This window comes from Clostridium oceanicum, assembly GCF_039521385.1.
GTDB lineage: Bacteria > Bacillota > Clostridia > Clostridiales > Clostridiaceae > Clostridium_F > Clostridium_F oceanicum.
Genome location: NZ_BAAACG010000010.1, coordinates 233,800 through 253,078, shown reverse-complemented (window position 1 = coordinate 253,078; position 19,279 = coordinate 233,800). Strand labels below are relative to the sequence as shown.

18 protein-coding genes are annotated in these 19,279 nt (G+C 29.1%); all 18 read left to right on the top strand.

From position 1 onward, the window contains the following. Nucleotides 1–42 precede the first annotated feature (42 nt). The 18 genes from ABDZ71_RS11575 (at nt 43) to arsA (ending at nt 19,132) form a co-directional block, all read left to right on the top strand. Nucleotides 43–225 (top strand): hypothetical protein, encoded by a 183-nt coding sequence (locus ABDZ71_RS11575; protein WP_343761753.1) that lies wholly within the window; start codon nt 43–45, stop codon nt 223–225. Nucleotides 226–400: 175 nt separating this feature from the next. Beyond that, complete coding sequence (locus ABDZ71_RS11570) at nt 401–973, top strand: RNA polymerase sigma factor (RefSeq protein ID WP_343761751.1); 573 nt, start codon at nt 401–403, stop codon at nt 971–973. Next, entirely contained in the window at nt 970–1,749 is a 780-nt protein-coding gene (locus tag ABDZ71_RS11565) for a hypothetical protein (RefSeq protein WP_343761749.1), read from the top strand. The genes ABDZ71_RS11570 and ABDZ71_RS11565 overlap by 4 nt, the downstream gene beginning before the upstream one ends. Then, nucleotides 1,746–2,621, top strand: coding sequence for an ABC transporter ATP-binding protein (locus tag ABDZ71_RS11560; RefSeq protein WP_343761746.1), 876 nt, complete (start codon nt 1,746–1,748; stop codon nt 2,619–2,621). Before ABDZ71_RS11565 ends, ABDZ71_RS11560 begins: the two co-directional genes overlap by 4 nt. Nucleotides 2,622–2,634: 13 nt before the next feature. Beyond that, nucleotides 2,635–3,879 carry an ABC transporter permease subunit gene (locus ABDZ71_RS11555; protein WP_343761745.1) on the top strand — a complete coding sequence of 415 codons (1,245 nt, stop codon included), beginning with the start codon at nt 2,635–2,637 and terminating at the stop codon, nt 3,877–3,879. Between the two features lie 461 nt (nt 3,880–4,340). Further along, nucleotides 4,341–5,183 carry a CPBP family intramembrane glutamic endopeptidase gene (locus tag ABDZ71_RS11550; protein ID WP_343761744.1) on the top strand — a complete coding sequence of 281 codons (843 nt, stop codon included), beginning with the start codon at nt 4,341–4,343 and terminating at the stop codon, nt 5,181–5,183. Nucleotides 5,184–5,246: 63 nt separating this feature from the next. Beyond that, the gene (locus ABDZ71_RS11545) at nt 5,247–6,059 is read left to right on the top strand and encodes a CPBP family intramembrane glutamic endopeptidase (RefSeq protein WP_343761743.1); all 813 of its coding nucleotides are present in this window, start codon (nt 5,247–5,249) and stop codon (nt 6,057–6,059) included. A gap of 270 nt (nt 6,060–6,329) precedes the next feature. Beyond that, nucleotides 6,330–7,793, top strand: a complete 1,464-nt coding sequence (locus ABDZ71_RS11540) for a hypothetical protein (RefSeq protein WP_343761742.1) — start codon at nt 6,330–6,332, stop codon at nt 7,791–7,793. 212 nt (nt 7,794–8,005) lie between these two features. Continuing rightward, complete coding sequence (locus tag ABDZ71_RS11535) at nt 8,006–8,461, top strand: hypothetical protein (protein WP_343762430.1); 456 nt, start codon at nt 8,006–8,008, stop codon at nt 8,459–8,461. 89 nt (nt 8,462–8,550) lie between these two features. Further along, nucleotides 8,551–8,943, top strand: coding sequence for a hypothetical protein (locus ABDZ71_RS11530; RefSeq protein WP_343761741.1), 393 nt, complete (start codon nt 8,551–8,553; stop codon nt 8,941–8,943). A 391-nt stretch (nt 8,944–9,334) separates the two neighbouring features. Next, the gene (locus ABDZ71_RS11525) at nt 9,335–9,568 is read left to right on the top strand and encodes a helix-turn-helix transcriptional regulator (RefSeq protein ID WP_343761740.1); all 234 of its coding nucleotides are present in this window, start codon (nt 9,335–9,337) and stop codon (nt 9,566–9,568) included. A 21-nt stretch (nt 9,569–9,589) separates the two neighbouring features. Then, nucleotides 9,590–10,183, top strand: a complete 594-nt coding sequence (locus ABDZ71_RS11520; protein ID WP_343761739.1) for a hypothetical protein — start codon at nt 9,590–9,592, stop codon at nt 10,181–10,183. A gap of 91 nt (nt 10,184–10,274) precedes the next feature. Continuing rightward, nucleotides 10,275–10,805, top strand: a complete 531-nt coding sequence (locus ABDZ71_RS11515; protein ID WP_343761738.1) for a DUF2815 family protein — start codon at nt 10,275–10,277, stop codon at nt 10,803–10,805. Between the two features lie 291 nt (nt 10,806–11,096). Continuing rightward, nucleotides 11,097–13,127 (top strand): DNA polymerase, encoded by a 2,031-nt coding sequence (locus tag ABDZ71_RS11510; protein ID WP_343761737.1) that lies wholly within the window; start codon nt 11,097–11,099, stop codon nt 13,125–13,127. 84 nt (nt 13,128–13,211) lie between these two features. Next, nucleotides 13,212–15,776 (top strand): virulence-associated E family protein, encoded by a 2,565-nt coding sequence (locus ABDZ71_RS11505; protein WP_343761736.1) that lies wholly within the window; start codon nt 13,212–13,214, stop codon nt 15,774–15,776. 574 nt (nt 15,777–16,350) lie between these two features. Further along, nucleotides 16,351–16,842, top strand: coding sequence for a hypothetical protein (locus tag ABDZ71_RS11500; protein ID WP_343761734.1), 492 nt, complete (start codon nt 16,351–16,353; stop codon nt 16,840–16,842). A 148-nt stretch (nt 16,843–16,990) separates the two neighbouring features. Beyond that, nucleotides 16,991–17,362: an arsenite efflux transporter metallochaperone ArsD gene (arsD, locus tag ABDZ71_RS11495; RefSeq protein WP_343761733.1), complete on the top strand. Its 372-nt coding sequence runs from the start codon at nt 16,991–16,993 to the stop codon at nt 17,360–17,362. Nucleotides 17,363–17,383: 21 nt separating this feature from the next. Then, the gene (gene arsA, locus ABDZ71_RS11490) at nt 17,384–19,132 is read left to right on the top strand and encodes an arsenical pump-driving ATPase (RefSeq protein WP_343761732.1); all 1,749 of its coding nucleotides are present in this window, start codon (nt 17,384–17,386) and stop codon (nt 19,130–19,132) included. The last annotated feature ends 147 nt before the right edge of the window (nt 19,133–19,279 follow it).

Here is a 19,279-nt window from a genome sequence, read left to right as displayed (position 1 = left end):
TAGATAGGTAGGCACAAAGATTAAATACTTAGGAGGATCAAGATGAAAGTAGGAGTTACTTCCACCATTGTTACTATTCTTAACTTGGCAGCATTGATTGGATGCATAGTTTTAATATATAAATCAATTGGTAGCTTTAAAAAGTTTATTAATAGAAATAAAGAAATGGATAAAAAGATGGATCTTATATTAAATAAACTAGAAAATGAAGAAGATAAATCTTAATATAAAGCGTCAATCATTTAGTTGGTTGGCGCTATATTTATGCGTATTATATAAGAATTTAACATTTATTACAATAAATAATTCATATGAGAAATTTTATAAATTTATTTTATATGTGTTGACTTTTTTAGAGGGAGCATCGTTATAGTGTATGAAGGGTTTGGAGGTGACAACAGTGGAAGATGCTAAATTAATAGTAGAGATTAAAAAAGGAAAGATGAATTTATTTGATGAGTTAATAAAAAAGTATTATGAAAAAGTGTACTACTATTGTTACCGTCATGTAGATAATAAGCAGGCTGCACAGGATTTAACGCAAGATGTATTTATGAAAGTAATAAAAAATATTAGAGGTTATAAGCATTACGAGAAATTTGAAAATTATCTTTATGTAATTGCAGGAAATGCATGCAAAGATTTTTACAAGAAAGAATCTAAGTATATTTTAAAGGATGTAGAAGAAAGTTTTTCAGAAGAAGAAATTTCTAAATTAGAAAATAAGGTGATGATTGAAGAAGTGCTGGATAAACTTTCTCCAAAACAACGGGAAATAATAATTTTAAGATTTTATCAGGACTTAAAAATTAAAGATATTGCTAAAATTATGCATTCAGGTGTTTCTATAACTAAATATAGACTGAAAAAAGCAATGAAGCTTATTAGTAAGAATATGAAAGAAGGACAGCATGAATGTGAAATAGGGATAAGGGGCAATATGAAAGAAAATATGAAAGGGGGACAAGCATGAATAAGAAAGAAAGAGAAATAAAGGAAATGTTAAATAGCTACTATGTGCCTGATTATGATAAGGATGCTCCTATGAAGGCAATCCAGTTTATTCATGAAAATTCTTCAAGTATAAAAAATCTTAGAGCAACCAATAAAGAATTTATTTTATCCCAAATAGGTTTTATTAGAAAAAGAACCTGGGTATTTCAAATTATAGTTTTAGCATTGATTTGCTTAGCCTTTTGTAATATAGAAAGTGAACATGCTTTGACTTTTGAAAGTTTTTCTTTGATATCAATTTTCTCACCTATTTTATTGATTATAAATATTGAGGAAATATCAAGAGTTTACTATAAAAGCATGTTAGAGATTGAATTTTCTACAAAGAACTCACTTAAAAAAGTTTTAGCTACAAGAATGCTTATTTTGGGAATAGCAGATTGTATTGTATTAACTATTATGATGATATTTGCAGGTAAATCAATGAATATAAGCATACTTAGAGTTATCATGTATACATTTGTACCCTTCAATTTGGTATGTATAGGTTGTATGGAATTAATGAAGTATTTTAAAGGGCGAGAACTTAATTACGCCTCTATAATCTACAGCGCTTTATTAATGGCAACGCTTCTTTTAGGAAGGCTTAACAATTTACAAATTTATGCACAGAATTTTATATCAAGTTGGATTTTCATTTATATAATTACTACAATTGTTTTTGCTATTGAGATAAAGAAGTTTTGGAAGAGATTAGATTTATTTGATGATGTTATTAAGGGGGTTATTATATGAATTTATCCATAGAAAGATTAACCAAACAATACGGAAATAAAATTGCTGTAAATAAACTTTCTTTAGACTTAAAAGAAGGTGTATACGGTCTTTTAGGTGCTAATGGCGCAGGGAAAACTACTTTAATGAGAATGATTTGTGGTGTGTTAACCCCAACTTCAGGAGAAGTAAAGTTAAATGGTAAAAACAACATAGATATGGGGGAGGAGTATAGAGATTTAATAGGATATCTTCCACAAGATTTTGGGTATTATCCAGATTTTACAGCAAGGGAATTTATGTTATATGTTGCATCCTTAAAGGGATTGGCTTCAAGTTTTGCAAAGGAAAAGACTAAAGAATTATTAAGTATGGTAGGATTAGATTCTGTTTCAAATAAGAAAATCAGAACTTTTTCAGGAGGGATGAAGCAAAGATTAGGAATTGCACAATCCGTATTAAATGATCCTAAAATCTTAGTTTTAGACGAACCTACAGCGGGGCTTGATCCAAAAGAAAGAGTCCGTTTTCGTAATTTAATATCAGATCTTTCTAAAGACAAAATAGTAATCTTGTCTACTCATATTGTGTCTGATGTAGAGTATATAGGGGATGAAATACTTATAATGAAAAATGGAGACATAATTGCAAGAGATTCAGTGGATGGGTTAATAAAAGAAATTGAAAATAGTGTTTGGAGATGCACAATACCAGAATCCGAGGAAAATTATTTTTGCAGTAAATACTCCATTGTAAATCTACAACATAATAGAAATGGCTCTCTAGATTTAAGAATAATAAGCAATAAAAAACCAATGGATGATGCAGTTAATGTGACTTCTTCTTTGGAAGATTTATATTTATATTATTTTGAAGATGACTTAAAAAATTAGAGAGGTGAAATATATGTTTAATTTAATAAAGTTTGAACTTAGAAAAATGGGGAAGAAAAGATTTAATATTATAACTATTTTAGTCAGTGTAATAATTACTATTATTACGTTTTCAATGCCTATTACAAGATTTGAATATCGCGGTATAAGAGGACATCGTACAGGACTTAAGGCAATAGAGCTTAAAAAACAAGATGCAAAAAAGCTTCCTACTAAGGTAACAGAAAATCAAGTGGCAAAGGATATTAAAGACTACCAAAGATTATTTTCAAATCCTAAAAATACTATAAAAAAAGAAAACGGACAGCTTTCACTTAAAAATAGTGTTGACGATAAGTATGTAATTCCTAAATTCAATTATCTATTAATGATATCTGAAAATTATTATGAGCCGGATGATCAGGGATATGATTTTTCCAATTTACGTAGACTTAAACTTAAAAATGGAGCAAAGTTTTATGAAACTAGAAAAAATAAAATTTCAACATTTTTAAATATGAATCATAAAGGTGGAAATTATTCTGATAGTGAAAAAAAGTTTTGGATTAATAAAACTTCTAAAATTAAAGCCCCCTACAGTTATGGTTACTATACAGGCTGGTCAGCATTACTTAAATATATTGGAGCATTATTTTTTACACTTTTAGCTATAATTATAATTGTAGCTCCAGTTTTTTCAGGAGAATATCAATGTGGAGCAGATTCTATTATTTTATCATCTAAATATGGAAAAACAAAAATAATCAAAGCTAAAATAATAGCAGCATTTGCATTTGCAACTATTATATTTGTACTGAACTTGATTTTTGCACTAGCTATACCTCTTTTAGCCTTTGGAACTTCTGGATGGAATTTATCTATTCAAATTCAAGATACAATGATACCATATTCCACTACATTTTTGAAAACTACTTTTATGTTTATAGGTATTATTTATGTAGTTATACTTGGCACAGTATCTTTTACACTTCTGTTATCCTCTAAGTTTAAAACATCTTTTACTGTTTTAATAGTTCAGATAGTAATTTTATTTATTTCATTATTTATGAAGGAGGGGGCTGAAAATGGATTCTTTAATCACATTTTATACTTGTTACCTTCTAAAGCAATAAATGCTGATGTTTTAACTTATTTATCTTATTCATTTGGAGGTATAACTGTAAGTTTGCTTTTAATGAGAGTTATAGTTTATGGAGCTATAGGAGTTATTTCTTTACCTTTTGCAAGAAATGCTTTTAGAAAGCATCAAGTACAATGATTGTGTTTATAAAAGGAAGGCTATTTAAAATTATTTTTAAGTAGTCTTTTTTGATATTAAAATTAAATTGAATTGGATAACTAAAAAACTTTCAAAGTTTATCTTTACATTTCCTTCACTAGCAGTGAATGGATGCAACTACGATAATATGTCAAAATATCTTAGTTAAATATCATTGAGATACAAATTGTGACAAAAAATTCCATGAAAAAGTAGTAAACTAAAAGGATAGTAAAATTTGTTTTTATAAATACTGAAATTAAAATTCAGATACTATATATAATTTTAAATTAGCTTATTGTTTTGGAGGTGAGATTATTGGAATCATCATTATATATAGTAACAATATTTATTGCATTGTGGCTTATGGGGGTTTTTGATCAAAAGAAAAAGAAGGATAAATAATAATAGTTTTAATATGAGAGTTAAAGTAAAAGAACAAGGAGTGTAAGCGGTTTATTATGAATATTAGTAGAGAAATGAATGAAAATAAATTCGAATTATCTATGTTTAGAATGTTGGTAATGGGAGTATATATGTTTATAGTGGAACTTTTGGTTGAAATTCCTTTTTTACTTTTAAAAGAATCAAAGTATGTTACTTCTCATAAATCTTTAGAATTAATTGTAAGTTTATCATCAGAGATAATTCCAAGATTTTTAGTTGTACTAATTGTTTTAGAGTTAATAAAAGAATATTATAAATTAAATTTTAAAATAAGTTATGCCAGAAATTTTAATTTTAGATTGCTATTAAGCACAGTTTTCCTTATGATAGGTTTTTTCTTATGGTTTCAAACTTTGTTTATGGCAATGGTAGTGAAATTTCCAGTATTACAATCTTTTGCACAAGAAGCAACGAAACTTGATGAAAATTTTTATGTAGATATTATTGTAAGTGTAGTAGTAGCACCTATTTATGAAGAAATACTTATGAGAGGAATTATATTAGAAGGACTTTTAAATAAGTATAAACCAATAATTGGTATAATTGTTTCAGCAGCTATATTTGGGGCAATGCATTTTAATATACTTACATTTATTAATGCAACAGTTGGAGGAATAGTTTTGGGAACAATATATTATAAAACTAGGTCCTTAGTATTATGTATAGTATGCCATATGTTACATAATTCAATAATTAATTTCTTACAGTATTTTGGCCAGTATATGGAAGGAGTTGATATTAACATAATAACTTTCCTTATAGGTATAGCAATTTTTACAATATCAGCAATATTTTTTGAAAGATGCCTTAAAAAAATGAAGAAAGATGATGTTAATTTAAAGAAAAATATTGCGTGATTAAGAGAAGTAATTTTAATATGACAATTTAAAAGACAAGCTTAGAGATGTAGGTGATTAGTTATGAATAGTGAAATTGAAGTGAATAAAGGTAAGTTTAAACTGTCTATTTTAGGTGCTTTTAGTTTGGCTATATTATGCTATTGTGTGCTTAGAGAATTTATATCAATTCCTTTTTATGTTTTATCAGATAGAGTTATTTCAGATAAAATTTTGAAATCAATTGTATATGGATTAGGACATTCAATTCCGGATGTAATAATAATAATCTTAACTTTAAAGAAAATAAGAAAAGAATATAACCAAAATTTCAAAATAAGTTACATAGAAAAGTTTGACTTTAAGCTTTTAATATGTGCAATTCTTTCAACAATAGGACTTTATTTATGCATAGAAAATTCTATTGGTCCAGTTTTGGCGAATTTACCTGTGCCTAAATTTATAGAAGAGGGATTTAAAGATCTTGCTTCAAATGTTTTTTGGGGAGCTATTTTAGTTTTCATATTTGGACCTATTGTTGAAGAGATAACAATGAGAGGAATTATTTTAGAAGGACTTTTAAATAAGTATAAGCCAGTAGTTTCTATAATTGTTTCAGCTGTTATATTTGGATTGATTCATATGAACCTTCCACAAGGTATTAATGCTATGATTGGTGGAATCTTGTATGGGTATATATATTATAAGACCAGATCTTTAGCATTATGTATAGTTTGCCATATGGTGAACAATATAATAGTTCTTTTTAGCTTTAGTTCTAGCATTATAACCTTATTTATAGGTTTAGTAATGCTTGTAACAGCAATAGTATTCTTTGAAAGATGCCTTAAAAAAATGAATCATGGTGATGTTAATTTAAAGAAAAATATTGCCTGATTAAACACACTGAAAAAGATTTAGAGACTTATTTATTGAAAAACATCCTATTATCAAAGTGAATTTTAGGATGTTTTTTTATGTTGTAGTATAAGAAAAGAAATTTTTATAAATCTTTTTCGTTAAAATTATGAATTTAGATAAAACATTTTTAATAATTTTCTTCTTTTGTGACTAAAATTCAAGCTTTTACGACATTTTTGTTGATACACAAAAATCAATAGGGTACAATTCAACAAAAAACAAGTTTTTACAAAGGAGGAAACTAAAATGAAAAGTAAGAAAATTTTAGCAACTTTAGTGTTAACAGCATTATTTTCATCGTCAGGAATAGGAATGACACAAACAGTTTTTGCACAAAGTGGTACAGGAAGTGTTTTAAGTCAAGGAATAGGACAAGCTAGAATTCCAAATTTACAAAGTGCAATGGGTAGTAATGGGTATTATTACGAGAATGGGTTTCCAAGCAGAATAGATGTAGAGACTAAACAATTTAATTCTAATAATGTAGTTTTAGATTATATATCTCTTGAAGGAAGAGACTTTAGTAATGTAACAGTTGGAAATGATGATGTATATTCATTTTTTACTGGTTTAAATGTAAAGGGCTATATAACAGTTGAAGACAAAGTTGTTAATACATATGTTGAAGCATTAGAAGCAGCTAAGAGAAAAGGTGTAATTGGAAGAGGCGAAAAAATTATGAGTATAATACTTCAAAAAGATTCTCCTCTTATCGATGATATTAAAGTAGAACGACACACATATTTTCAGTTAATTGGATCAAGAGTTTTAACTCCAGGAGATTCAAGTGTTATAAAAACTTCTACTACTTATGGTATTACAAATCAAGAAGCTTATTCTATTGCTAAAACAGTTGGTATGGAATTTACTGCAGGACTTGGATTTTCTAAAGGACCTTTATCAGCAAATGTAGGAATGAAGTTATCATCAAGTTTAACAGAGACATTTTCAAATACTTATTCAGTAAATAAAAGTACAACAGAAGAATATACTCATAATTTTGGAATAAGCGATGTAACTCGTAGAGCTGCTTTATATCAATATGTAGAAAGTTATAAAGCTAGGCCAATAATGGATAAAGAAAGATATTCAAGAGGATCAACTAAATATTTTATGGATAGATTAATTCCAGCTAAAGATACTAATTATAAGACTAATAGAATACAAAATGTAGCAGTTAGAGCTGGAACACCAAGTACAGGAGCTCCAAGTGTTATATCTATAAACACAGATACAGAAACAGATACTGGATCAACAACTACAACAGAACGAGATTTGACAACAATAGGATATGTAAATCCTAAAATACCACTTACAGGAAGAAGAGTATCTTATATGACAAATACAAGGATAGCTGGCATCAGACAATTAAGTGGTAATCCAGTTAAATATGATAGTCAAAAGGGTGGATTTATAGTAGATGGAACATCAAAATTCGTAATATCTATAGATGTACAAAGAAATGGTGTTTATGATTTAGGTATTGATTTTAAATCTTTAGGTGTTGCTAGAAATGCAAGTTTAAGCAATCAAAATCTTAAGATTTCAGGAACAGGAAATGATATGGATACCTCTTTTGTTGAAGGACCTATAAGATTAAATAGTGGTAGAAGAGATGTTGAAATAACATTAACAGGTAAAGGAATATTGAAAGAAATTAGATTAGAAAGAAATTCTTACGATGCTGTCTTTGTTAACCATGAGGTATAAGTAGATAAAGAGAATTTAAAATATTTTATTAAGCGTCAATCATTTAGTTGGTTGGCGCTATATTTATGTAGTATATATGGACACAAGTATTAAAAATATTTGTTTTAAATTTAAGGAATGTAGCAAATAAATGTAAAATATCAGTTTTTGATGATATAATTGCTAATAGATGGTTTTAATTTAAAAAAATGATAAAGAAGGTAGATGGTAACATGGTATGTAAAGAGTGTTATAGTGAAAACCAAAGGGTAACGCCTCTTTTAAAACCAGAGCATTGTTTAAAAAATCATACTCAATATATATGCGGAACTTGTGGAAGATGTATCTGCATTGAAAAAGATGATAAAAGAGGGCTTTATAGATGGAATTTCCCTTTTAAAACCCTTGAAATTGCTAAATTATATTTAAAAACAGCGGAAGTTATTTGCAAAGATGGTTCTGGAATTTATGAAATCACAGGGAAGAATAATAGAGTTTCTTATAAAATATTTCATACTGAAAAAGACTTAGAAACCTATTTATTAAAGAACAAAGATAAGAAATGTAAGGGCAGAAAACCTGTTTATATATCTAAAGAATATATTGAAAATCCTAATGCTGAAATTCGTAAATTGAACAAGGAAGAGATAAAAACTTACCTTAAAGAGCAAAAAGAATCTAATAAATAATGAATACATAAAACTTTCTACTGAAACGTTCTATTGTTTACATAGATTAGGATTATACATTTTAACTTACTAAAGAGAAAGGGGTACTTATGGAAAATAAGATTAAGAAAATTTATTTAGTTATAGCAATTATTACTACTGTGTGTGGATTTATTTTTAAGTTAGGGTATAGAAGTTATATCTATAAAAACAATATAAATGATTTTGGAATAGCAGATTCAGCTCCTAATTTCTTTTATACTGTAGGTATAATATTTTTTATGCTGTATATCCAAAAGAAGATAGAGATGAAAGCAACTAGAAATATAATTTTAGCTACAACAGCAGGGGTTCTTACTTATGAATTAGAACAAAATTTTACAAGTATGATCTTTGATGTTAAAGATATAATTGCAACTATAATTGGAACGATTATCTGTTATCTTATATGCAGATATTTAAATGAAAGGTATAACTTAAGTACAGCAAAAGAAGTATCTTAAAATAGTTTAAACTTAAAAATAAGTATAAAAAAGACAAGCAGCTGTTTAATATAATCAACTGCTTGTTTTTTTGCATTATTTTAAATGTAGCATTATTATATATTCTTTATAATATGTGGTTAAATAAGGTAGGTTTTTTACGCCAGAGAGAGAAAATTACGTTAAATACGTCACTATGCCAATATATCTGTGAAAACTAAAGAAATATTCTAAGCCTATCAAATAAACTGTTATAAAATGGCTAAACCTGTTGCAATAAGTTTTGAGTAATAAAATCTAATATACTATACTAAATTTGCCGGTAATAATGTTAAATCATGGATAAAATTCATAATAAATTATTTCTTTCTCGAGGAAGATGAAACAAATTAATGAGGAGGATTAATATATAATGGAAAAACTTTTTAATGATTTACCTTGGTATACGAAAATACATGTTTTAAGGGTAATAAAAGGTTGGAATCAAACAGAAGCAGCAAGTAAATGTTTAACAAATCAAAAGGGCTATTGGTTATGGGAAAATGGAAGGAATTATCCAAGGCTCCTAAGTAGAAAATCTATAGCAAAGGCTTATGGATTAGAGATAGAAGATATATTTTCTAATTGTGATTGTGTTGTTGCTTAGTAATAAAAAGGAGGAATAGATATGAATATAAATATTGATATTAATCTAAAAGCTTCCGAAGAGGTAACTAATGCACTTTTAACATTAGCTGCAGTTTTAAATAATGCAGTTCCTATATTTGATGAAACCAAAAAGATTGTAGAATCTAAAAAACAAGAAGAGATAAAAGAAGTAAAAGAAAATTTCCAAGAAGATAAGGGAAAAGATGTAATAGATAACAGGGAAAATAACTACAAATCTAATGAAAAAACTAATCATAAAGCAAATGAAAAATCAAATCAAGAAAAGAATCTTACTGATAAAAAACCCAATTATAAATCTGAAGAAAATACTATACATAAGACTAATTATAAAGGCAACAGGGAAAATAAATCCAATAGAAAATATGAACATAATGCTAATCAGCAGTGTAATGGTAGTAATAAGGATGTCCATAAAGATGCACAATATGATGAAATATCTCTACCAGAAATCAGAGAGCTTTTAGCTAAAATTTCGAGGAATGGTAAACGGTTACAAGTAAAGAATCTTATTAAAAAATTTGGAGCTAAAAAACTAACAGACATACCAAAAGATAAATATAAACTGGTTTACAAAGAAGCAAAAATGATGTAAGCAGAGAACCCAAATCTTAAAATAACAATTATTGTAAGGGTTTTACTTTGTAAAATCCTATATATTTATCTATTAAATAGGAGGCAATGTTATGAAAACTAAAGTAATTACAGGGAAAGTTAGATTTTCTTATGCAAATGTGTGGGAGCCAAAATCAATAAATGGAAGTGATCCAAAGTATTCAGTAAGTTTAATCATATCAAAGAAAGATAAAATCACAGTTGAAAAAGTTAAAAAAGCAATTGAGGTAGCTAAAAAAGAAGGGAAATCAAAATTTCAAGGAGAAGGCAGTGGAATTTTAAAAATGCCATTAAAAGATGGTGATTTAGAAAAAATAGGTGATGAAACTTACGAAAACAGTTATTTTATAAATGCAAACAGCAACACAAAGCCTGGAATAGTAGATAGAAATGTTAATCCAATAATTCAGCAAAATGATTTCTACAGCGGTTGTTATGGAAGGGCTAGCATTGTTTTTTATCCTTACAACGAAAATGGTAACAAAGGTATAGCTTGTGGACTTCAAAATCTTCAAAAAACTGATGATGGAGAAATACTCACAGGACATAGCAGACCAGAAGACGACTTTGAAGTGATTGAAGGTGAAGATTTCTTAAGTTAAGTAGCGAACCCAAATTTATAATTTGGTGTGAATCGCTTACTCCTTCGAGGGAGGAGAAGGAGTTACATTTATCCGTTTAACCCCAAATTTTGAATCTCTATATTTAAGTTTCAAGATCATATATTACGTAAAAAATATTTGAACAAACGCTAGAAATAGTTAAGCAGTGAACCTAAATCTTTGATTTAGTGTGAATCGCTTACTCAAACGAAGTTATGAGTTTGAGTTACCTTAATAACTTAGAAATTATGAATCTGAGTTACATTAGTTCAGTAAATATTGGAGGCAAAAATGAAAATTTTAGCTATTGATATTGAAACCTATTCAAGTAAGGATATTACAAAATGTGGAGTTTATGCATATACCGAGGCAGAGGATTTTGATATATTGCTATTTGCTTATGCTTATGATAAGGAGTCTGTTGAAATAATAGATTTAGCTTCCGGTGAAAAACTTCCACAAAATATAATAGATGATTTAACTAATGAAGAAGTTATAAAAACAGCTTTTAATGCTAATTTTGAAAGAACATGCTTATCAAAGTATTTAGATAGAAAAATGGAACCCAATCAGTGGAGATGCACGGCAGTTCATGCTTTAGAGCTTGGACTGCCAGGAAGTCTTGATAAAGTTTCTAAATCTTTAAATTTAAAAGAAGAGAAGATGGGTGAAGGAAAATCTTTAATAAGGTATTTTTGTATGCCAAGTAAACCTACCAAAGCTAACGGATTTAAATATCGAAATATCCCAATTTTTAATGTAAAAAATGAAAGTGAAGCTATAGAAAATACTACAGAAGATAGTAAGGCTAGCAAATCCAGAAGTTCAATCATTGAAGAAAAATGGAATACCTTTAAAGCTTACTGCAAAAGAGATGTGGAAGTTGAAAGAGCTATAAGAAATAAACTAAATAATTTTAAAGTCCATAAAAGGGAATGGAAGCTTTGGAATCTAGACCAAAAGATAAATGATTATGGTGTTAGAGTGGACAAAGCTTTAGTTTATAATGCCATAAAATGTGACAGCACTTATAGAGAAAAAAGACTTGAAGAAGCTAAAAATCTAACAGGACTTCAAAATCCAAATAGTCCAGAACAGTTAAAGGAGTGGTTAGAAAGTAATGGAGTAAAGGTGGAAAGTCTTACTAAAGAATCCGTTAAAGAGTTATTAGAAAAGGTAGAGGATGAAAGGATTAAAAGAGTTTTACATCTTAGACTGTCTTTATCCAAAACCTCTGTAAAAAAGTATGAAGCTATGAAAAAAGCTATGGGAAAAGATGAAAGAGTTCGTGGTCTTATGAAATTTTATGGAGCAAATAGAACTGGAAGATGGTCTGGAAAGTTAGTTCAAACTCAAAATCTACCTAGAAACAATATTGATAATTTAGATGAGGGAAGAGAAATTTTAAAGGCAGGAGATTTTGAAATGCTAGAGCTTTTATTTGAAAATGTACCAGAAGTTCTCTCACAAATTATAAGGACAGCCTTTATTCCCTCTCATAATTCAAGATTTATTGTGTCAGATTTTAGTGCTATTGAAGCTAGAGTTATAGCTTGGCTTGCAGGAGAAACTTGGGTTTTAGATGCTTTTAAAAGTCACGGAAAGATATATGAAATGACTGCAAGCAAAATGTTTAGAGTGCCACTTTATAAGATAGAGAAAGGAAATCCTGAATATAGCTTAAGGCAAAAAGGGAAAATTGCAACTCTTGCCTGTGGATATCAAGGAAGTGTTGGAGCGCTTAAAGCTATGGGGGCTTTAAAAATGGGACTTTATGAAGATGAACTTTTATCAATAGTTACATCCTGGAGAAAGTCAAATCCAAAAATAGTGAATCTTTGGAGAAAGGTTGAAAAGGCAGCAATAAAATCCGTCGAAGAAGATAAAAAAGTGAAAATCCAGCAAAACATAGAGTTTTCATATACAGGAGGAATTTTGTTTGTAAAGCTTCCATCAGGAAGAAAACTTTCTTATGTAAGGCCTAGAATTGAGCTAGATTATAGGTTTAATACAAAAAAGCTTACTTATGAAGGGGTAAAGCAAGTAAATAAAAAATGGGGAAGACTTGAAACTTACGGTGGAAAGCTTACAGAGAATATAGTACAAGCAATTGCAAGAGATTGCCTTGGAGAAGCAATGCTTAGACTAGATAAAAGAGGATACAAAATAGTTTTCCATGTTCATGATGAGATTATTTTAGACTGTCCAAAAGGTTTTGGATCTTTAGATGAAGTAAATAAAATTATGGCAGAGCCTATAGATTGGGCAAAAGGGCTTCCACTTAAAGCAGATGGATTTGAAGGAAAATACTACAGGAAGTAGGTGCAATTAATAATTAACAGATAAAAAATAACAAGGCTTGTACACTATACAGCCAGAAAACTTATATGTAAGTAGGTGATTTATATGGCAAATAAAAAATATAGACTAAAATATGATGGCAAAATTACTATAGCCACAGGGAAAAGCAGAAAGGAAACTCAATGGAAAAACAAAAGTATGCTGTGGTCAGATTTTTTATTAAAGGTATCAAAAACTAAAAGAACCAATGAAAGCTATGAAGAATATAAAAAACTTCCAAAATCACAGCAAGATGATATTAAAGATGTTGGGGGATTTGTAGGCGGAAAATTAAAAAATGGAGAAAGAAAAAGAGATTCAGTTTTAGAAAGATCCCTACTTACATTAGATGTGGATTTTGGAGAAGAAGGCCTTTGGGATACTATTGAGATGCTGTTTGATTTTTCATGTTTAATTTATACAACTCATAAAAACAGCAAAAATAAACCAAGATTTAGATTGGTAATTCCCTTAAAAAGGCCTGTATCTTCTGAAGAATATGAGGCAGTGGGAAGAAAAGTTGCTGAAGATATTGGGATAGATTACTTTGATGATACAACCTATGAAGCTTCAAGATTAATGTATTTTCCTTCCACATCTAAAAATGGCAAGTTTGTTTTTAAATATATGGATTCACCTTGGTTAGATCCAGATGAAATCTTAGATAGATACCATAATTGGAGAAATTCTATGACTTGGCCTAAATCTTCAAGAACAATAAATAAAATAGAAAAATTAAAAGATAGGCAGCAAAATCCAAGAGAGAAAAAGGGGGTAGTAGGAGCATTTTGTAGAACTTATTCTGTGGTAGATGCTATAGAAAAGTTTTTAAGTGATGTCTATGAACCCTGTGATGATTATATAAGAAATATTAATATAGATGATTGGCAAACTAGCCACGTAAAAGAAAAAGATAAAAGAGAAGCTTGTCCACCTAATCTACCTAATTCGCCTAATCCACCTAATCCACCTGACCATATAACTGAAACTACTAATAATCATATAACTGAAGCTACCAATAATATAAATCCCTCCATTCCAACTAGATACACCTATAAAAAAGGATCTACCTATGGAGGACTTGTTATTTATAAAAATGGAGATTTTGCCTATTCTCATCACAGCACAGATCCAGCAGGAGGAAGGCTTTCAAATGCTTTTGATTTAGTAAGGTATCACAAATTTAAATATTTAGATAAAGATTCAGAAAAGGATACTCCAATTGTAAAACTTCCATCCTATAAGGCTATGATTGATTTTGCTACAAAGGATTCAAAGGTGAAAAACAAAATAGTATCTGAAAAACTTGAAAAAGCGCAAGAAGATTTTAGCAATGAAAATTGGAGAGAAACCTTAGATGTTAATAAAAAGGGAGACATAAAAAATACCCTGAGAAATCTAATAATTATACTAAAAAATGATCCAAAGCTTAAGAATATTGTGTTTAATCAGCTAAGTGATGGCATGGAGATAAAGGGGGAGGTCCCTTGGAAGCATCCAGGAAAATGGTGGCGTGATGCAGATGATGCCCAGCTTATAAGTTATGTAGATTTAAATTACGGGAATTTTTCAACTAGAAATTATGATATAGGAGTTACAAAGGTTGCTGATGATCGTTCCTATCATCCTATAAGGGAGTATTTAGATGATTTGCCAAAGTGGGACAAAATAGAGCGGCTTGATTTTTTGCTTATAGATTATTTAGGAGCAGAAGATAGTGAGTATGTTCGAAATGTAACCAGTAAAACATTGATAGCAGCTGTGGCTAGAGTATATCATCCTGGAGTCAAATTCGATTGGATGCTTGTCTTAAGTGGAGATCCTGGAATAGGTAAAAGCACCTTGGTACAAAAACTTGCTGGGGAATGGTTTAACGATTCTTTAAGATTATCTGATACAAAGGATAAAACAGCAGCGGAAAAATTACAGGGCTATTGGATTCTTGAAATAGGTGAGCTTGCAGGGATGAAAAAAGCAGAAGAAAACGAGCTTAAAAGTTTCTTATCCAGTCAAAATGATATATACAGGGCAAGCTTTGGAAGAAGGGCAACTCCTCATTTAAGGCAGTGCATTTTTATAGGGACAACTAATGAAAGAGGCTATTTAAGAGATACAACTGGTAACAGAAGGTTTTGGCCTGTGAGAGTTTATGGAGGAGAGAAAAAGCCTTGGGAGATAAGTGAATATGAGATAGAACAGATTTGGGCGGAGGCACTATATAGATATAAAAAAGGTGAAAAACTGCAGCTTAAAGATAGTTTGGAAAGCTATGCTAATGATATGCAAAATAATGCTTTAGAGGTAGATGATAGGCAGGGAATTGTGGAAGCTTACCTCGAAATGTTGTTGCCGGATAATTGGAAGAAAATGAATCTCTATGAGAGACGTGAATATATAGATGAATACAATAATGAAGATAGCATTATACCAAAGGGCAAAAATGAGCGTACAAGTGTGTCGGTGATTGAAATTTGGTGTGAAGCCTTTGGAAAGAATAAAGCAGACCTTCAAAGAAGATATTCCTACGAAATTACTAAGATGCTTAGAAGAATAAAAACCTTTAAGCCATCGGAAAAATTAGTTAGCGGAGGAATTTATGGAAGAAGAAGAATTTTTGAAAAAGTGAACTAGATTTCTTGTTCACCCTTTGGTTCACCTTTTAGTTCAGGGTATAAATCCTATGAAATCAATGGTTTAGGACTATAAGTGAACTAAAGAACTAAAAATCTATATAGGTTTTTAAAATATAGGGTATATAGAGATATAAGTACATGAATTATCCATGTGATAGGTTTATGGGTATATAGGGGAAATTCTTGTTCTTGTTCACAAAATAGGGTGTAGCCCTTGAAATGAAAAGATTTCATAGAGTGAACTAAAAAACCTAAGTGAACCAACGGCAAATTTCTAAGTAGAAAAATTATTTTTAGAGTTAAAGCTTGCCATTTTACAAAATATCTATCTAAAATTTCATTTTAAATCTATTTAAAGGTTAAAATTAATTAATTTTTCTAGGCAATGTCAGTAAAATTAAAAAAACGATTGATATTTTTATTATCTAAGAGGGGAGTTTAATAATCCTTTGTTAGATTAACATGATTTTAATTGTATCAATAAGCCTTTGGATTAACAGAATTTTAAATTTTATTAATAGGCAAGTGTTAGATTAAGAGCATTTTTAAATTATATTTATGGAGATGATAAGGTGAAAACTAGGGAGTATGTGGAGTATCTTTTAAAAAATTATAAGGAGATTTTAAAAGACATAGACCAGCTAAAATTTGAGTATGAAAGCTTTAAAGATATTACACAGGATGAATTTATAGAGTCACTTAATTTTTCTTCTAGAAAAAATGATGAATTTAATATTAAAATTCAGGAAAACAAAGTACAAGACAAAACTTCTAAAATAGCTTTAGTATATAGTGAATCTTTAAAGAGAATTAACAAAGAAAATAAAGAAGAAATCTATAAAATGATAAAAGCTACAGAACTTGAAATCACAAGGTTAAACTACTGCATAAATAGGCTAGATCAAAAGCTTAAAGCTGTTATAAAAGAGCTATTTTTAGAAAAATCCACCTGGAATAAAACCGCCTTAAAATGCTCCATAAGTGAGAAAACTTTAAGCAAATATAAAAACAAAGGAATAGATGAAATAGCAAAGATGTTTGAGCTTAGTAGTTTACTTATATAAAAACTAATACCTTTCTAATTTATGTTGACAGTATTAAAAACCAATGCTATCATATGAGTATATTTGAATATGGTAATATACTAAAATTAATAATAATAAATTACTTTAAAGAAAACTAAAATAAATTTAAATTAGGGAGTGTATACTTATGAAAAAAATGATAATATTTGAGCCAGCAATGTGTTGTTCAACAGGAGTTTGTGGACCAGTTATAGATAAAGAATTATTCAGAGTTTCTACAGTAATAAATAACTTAAAAAGTAATGGTATATTAGTTGAAAGATATAATTTATCTAGTGCTCCCCATATGTTTGTCCATAATAAAGAAATAAATGAAATAATAAATAAAGATGGCGTAGGGGAATTGCCAGTTACAATAGTAGATAATGTAGTTGTGAAAAGAAAAGAATATCCAACAAATGAAGAGTTTTGTACTTTCTTAGAAGTATCACAAAAATCTATAGAAAGTGGCGTAAAAAAGAATTTTAAAGGATGCGATTGTGGAAATGGAAAGTGCTAATATTAGGGAGGAGTGATCTTTATGAATTTTAAAAATTTTGATCCATCAGAAATAGAGCTAACAAAATATTTGTTTTTTACTGGAAAAGGTGGAGTTGGTAAAACTTCAACAGCCTGCGCTACAGCAGTAGCATTAGCAGACAGAGGCAAAAAAATTATGCTTGTAAGTACAGATCCAGCTTCAAACCTTCAAGATGTTTTTAATACAGAGTTAAATAACAAAGGTGTTGCTATTAAAGAAGTCCCTAATTTAGTTGTTGCAAACTTTGATCCAGAAGAAGCTGCATATGAATATAGAGAAAGTGTTATAGGTCCTTATCGAGGGAAATTACCAGAAGAAGCTCTAAAAAATATGGAAGAACAATTGTCTGGCTCATGTACTGTTGAAATTGCAGCATTTAACGAGTTTTCAAATTTGATAACAGATGAAAAAGTGTCTATAGAGTATGATCATATTATATTTGATACCGCACCTACAGGTCATACATTAAGAATGTTACAATTACCTTCAGCATGGAGCAATTTTATTGATGAAAGCACTCATGGTGCATCCTGTTTAGGACAACTATCAGGACTTGAAGATAAAAAAGAAATTTATAAAAATGCAGTTACAAATCTATCTGATAGAGAAAAGACAACTCTTGTTTTAGTATCACGCCCAGAATCATCACCACTAAAAGAAGCCCAAAGAGCATCCTTAGAGTTAGAAGATATTGGTGTGAAAAATCAGGTTCTAGTTATAAATGGTGTATTTGAGTCCTATGATGATAAGCTTTCTAAAGCAATATATGAAAAACAACAAAGTGCATTAAAGGATATGCCAAAGACATTTCAACATATTAATAAGTTTAAAATTCCTCTAAGACCTTATAATATAACAGGGATAGAGAATATAAGAGCCTTTTTAAAAAATAGTAATATAAAATATAACAATGAAACTTTAGAAATAGAGAATATGAAAAAACTAAATGATGTAATAGAAGATTTATATAAAAGCGGTAAAAAAGTAATATTTACAATGGGTAAAGGTGGAGTTGGTAAAACAACAGTTGCCTCTGCAATTGCTAAAGGTTTATCTAAAAAAGGTAAAAAGGTACATTTAACAACTACAGATCCAGCAGCTCATTTGAAATATGTATTAGAAGAAGAAAATAATATAACTTTAAGCAGCATTGATGAAAAAGAAGAACTAGAAAAATATAAAAAGGATGTATTAAGTAAAGCTATAGGAACAATGAGTGAAGATGATATTGCTTATATAGAAGAAGATTTAAGATCCCCTTGTACTCAAGAAATAGCTATATTTAGAGCTTTTGCTGAAATAGTAGAAAAATCAGAAAATGAAATTGTTGTAATTGACACTGCGCCTACAGGACATACATTATTACTTTTGGATTCCACACAAAGTTATCATAAGGAAATTGAACGCTCACAGGGTAACGTGCCAGAATCAGTTAAAAAACTATTACCAAAGTTAAGAGATGAAAAAGAAACAGAAGTAATTATTGTATCCTTAGCAGAAGCTACTCCAGTGCATGAAGCAGATAGATTAGAAAAAGATTTAAAAAGAGCCGGTATAAACAGTAAATGGTGGGTTATTAATTCAAGTTTTTATGCAGCTGATACTAATAACAGCATTTTAAAAGTTAAAGCAAGTAATGAAGTTAAGTGGATTAACAAGATAAATGAAATATCCAAAGGTAATTTTGTAGTTATAAAATGGATACCAGAAGAAGTAAAAGGTGAAATATTAAATAAATTGATAGATTAAATTAGTATCTAATCTATATTTCATAAGGGAAGCATACCTAGTAAAAGAGGTATGCTTTCCTTATTTTATGACCACTAATAAAATATAAAATACCAACTATACCATTTAAATTATTTTATTGTAAAAATATGAAGAATATATGCTATA

Bases quoted from the DNA above. Each gene is read 5' to 3' on its own strand.
- ABDZ71_RS11575 (WP_343761753.1), top strand. From the start codon at position 43: ATGAAAGTAGGAGTTACTTCCACCATTGTTACTATTCTTAACTTGGCA.
- ABDZ71_RS11565 (WP_343761749.1), top strand. From the start codon at position 970: ATGAATAAGAAAGAAAGAGAAATAAAGGAAATGTTAAATAGCTACTAT.
- ABDZ71_RS11560 (WP_343761746.1), top strand. From the start codon at position 1,746: ATGAATTTATCCATAGAAAGATTAACCAAACAATACGGAAATAAAATT.
- ABDZ71_RS11555 (WP_343761745.1), top strand. From the start codon at position 2,635: ATGTTTAATTTAATAAAGTTTGAACTTAGAAAAATGGGGAAGAAAAGA.
- ABDZ71_RS11550 (WP_343761744.1), top strand. From the start codon at position 4,341: ATGAATATTAGTAGAGAAATGAATGAAAATAAATTCGAATTATCTATG.
- ABDZ71_RS11545 (WP_343761743.1), top strand. From the start codon at position 5,247: ATGAATAGTGAAATTGAAGTGAATAAAGGTAAGTTTAAACTGTCTATT.
- ABDZ71_RS11540 (WP_343761742.1), top strand. From the start codon at position 6,330: ATGAAAAGTAAGAAAATTTTAGCAACTTTAGTGTTAACAGCATTATTT.
- ABDZ71_RS11535 (WP_343762430.1), top strand. From the start codon at position 8,006: ATGGTATGTAAAGAGTGTTATAGTGAAAACCAAAGGGTAACGCCTCTT.
- ABDZ71_RS11530 (WP_343761741.1), top strand. From the start codon at position 8,551: ATGGAAAATAAGATTAAGAAAATTTATTTAGTTATAGCAATTATTACT.
- ABDZ71_RS11525 (WP_343761740.1), top strand. From the start codon at position 9,335: ATGGAAAAACTTTTTAATGATTTACCTTGGTATACGAAAATACATGTT.
- ABDZ71_RS11520 (WP_343761739.1), top strand. From the start codon at position 9,590: ATGAATATAAATATTGATATTAATCTAAAAGCTTCCGAAGAGGTAACT.
- ABDZ71_RS11515 (WP_343761738.1), top strand. From the start codon at position 10,275: ATGAAAACTAAAGTAATTACAGGGAAAGTTAGATTTTCTTATGCAAAT.
- ABDZ71_RS11510 (WP_343761737.1), top strand. From the start codon at position 11,097: ATGAAAATTTTAGCTATTGATATTGAAACCTATTCAAGTAAGGATATT.
- ABDZ71_RS11505 (WP_343761736.1), top strand. From the start codon at position 13,212: ATGGCAAATAAAAAATATAGACTAAAATATGATGGCAAAATTACTATA.
- arsD (WP_343761733.1), top strand. From the start codon at position 16,991: ATGAAAAAAATGATAATATTTGAGCCAGCAATGTGTTGTTCAACAGGA.
- arsA (WP_343761732.1), top strand. From the start codon at position 17,384: ATGAATTTTAAAAATTTTGATCCATCAGAAATAGAGCTAACAAAATAT.